We start from the raw sequence: 1,309 nt of genomic DNA, 5'->3' as shown, positions 1-1,309 counted from the left end.
CGTAAGATGTGTATAAGGGCCCGGCCCCGCCTACACCGACCCCGACACGTTCCGCCGCGAACAGGAACGGATCTTCGAGGCACGCTGGTTCTGCGCGGTGCGTGCCGGAGACCTGATGACGCCCGGCTCGTTCCGCACGGTCACCGTGGGGCGCGAGAACGTCCTCATCACCCGCGCGCGCGACGGCGCGCTGCGCGCGTTCCTCAACGTGTGCCGCCACCGGGGCGCGCGGTTGTGCACGGAGGAGTCGGGACAGGTACGGCGCAACCTCCGCTGCCCCTACCACGCCTGGACCTACGGCCTGGACGGGCGGCTGGTCGCCGCGCCGAACCTCCGTGACCTGCCGGGGCTCGACCGCGCCGCGTACGGCCTGGTCACGGTCGCGCTGCGGGAGTGGATGGGCTACGCCTGGGTGTGCCTGGCCGAGGAGCCGCCGTCGTTCGAGGAGACCGTGATCGGCTCCGTCGCGACCCGTCTGGGCGACGCGGAGGCCGTCGCGCGGTACCGGCCCGACGACCTCGTGCTCGGCAGGCGGGTCAGCTACGACGTCGGGGCCAACTGGAAGCTGATCGTCGAGAACTTCATGGAGTGCTACCACTGCGCCACGATCCACCCCGAACTCGTGGCCGTGCTACCGGAGTTCGCCAGAGGGTACGCCGCGCAGTCCGCGGTGGGCCACGGCGCCGAGTTCGCCTCGGGGGCCGAGGGCTTCACCGTGGACGGCGGCCCCGGCTTCGACCGCCTGCCCGGCCTGGCCGAGGAGCAGGACCGCCGCTACTTCGCCACCACCGTCCGCCCGCAGGTCTTCATCAACCTCGTGCCCGACCACATCATCCTGCACCGCATGTTCCCGCTGGCGGCCGACCGGACGCTGGTGGAGTGCGACTGGCTGTACGCGGCGGAGGTGATCGACGCGGGCGCCGACATCTCGGCCTCCGTCGAGCTGTTCCACCGGGTCAACGAGCAGGACTTCGCCGCCTGCGAACGCACCCAGCCCGCGATGCACTCCCGCGCCTACGACCGCGGCGGGGTCCTCGTTCCCACGGAGCACCACATCACCGAGTTCCATCACTGGGTGACGTCCCTGCTGGCGTGAGGGGTGGTGGGTGGGGCGGCTTCTACGCCTGGCCTAGGTGGCGCGGGCTTGGCCGGGTGTCGGGTTTCGTGCGGATGCACGAGGGAGGCACCTACGGGGGGAGGGTTCGTGGGTCGGGGTCGTCCCGGTGACCGGTCGGCTTGTCGGTGGAAGGGGTGGGTGTCCGGACGGGCGCAGCGGATGCGGGTGTTGGAGGGCCGGTCTGTTCGCTGT

1 protein-coding gene is annotated in these 1,309 nt (G+C 71.3%); it reads left to right on the top strand.

What is annotated here, in order from left to right:
- Nucleotides 1–70: 70 nt before the first annotated feature.
- Nucleotides 71–1,096 (top strand): aromatic ring-hydroxylating oxygenase subunit alpha, encoded by a 1,026-nt coding sequence (locus ADY01_RS35765; RefSeq protein WP_267888505.1) that lies wholly within the window; start codon nt 71–73, stop codon nt 1,094–1,096.
- Nucleotides 1,097–1,309 lie beyond the last annotated feature (213 nt).

Origin of the sequence: Streptomyces sp. SBT349, from assembly GCF_001083795.1 — a bacterium.
Lineage (GTDB): Bacteria > Actinomycetota > Actinomycetes > Streptomycetales > Streptomycetaceae > Streptomyces.
The sequence above is the reverse complement of the archived record's forward strand: the minus strand, read 5'-3'. Positions and strand labels throughout refer to the sequence as shown.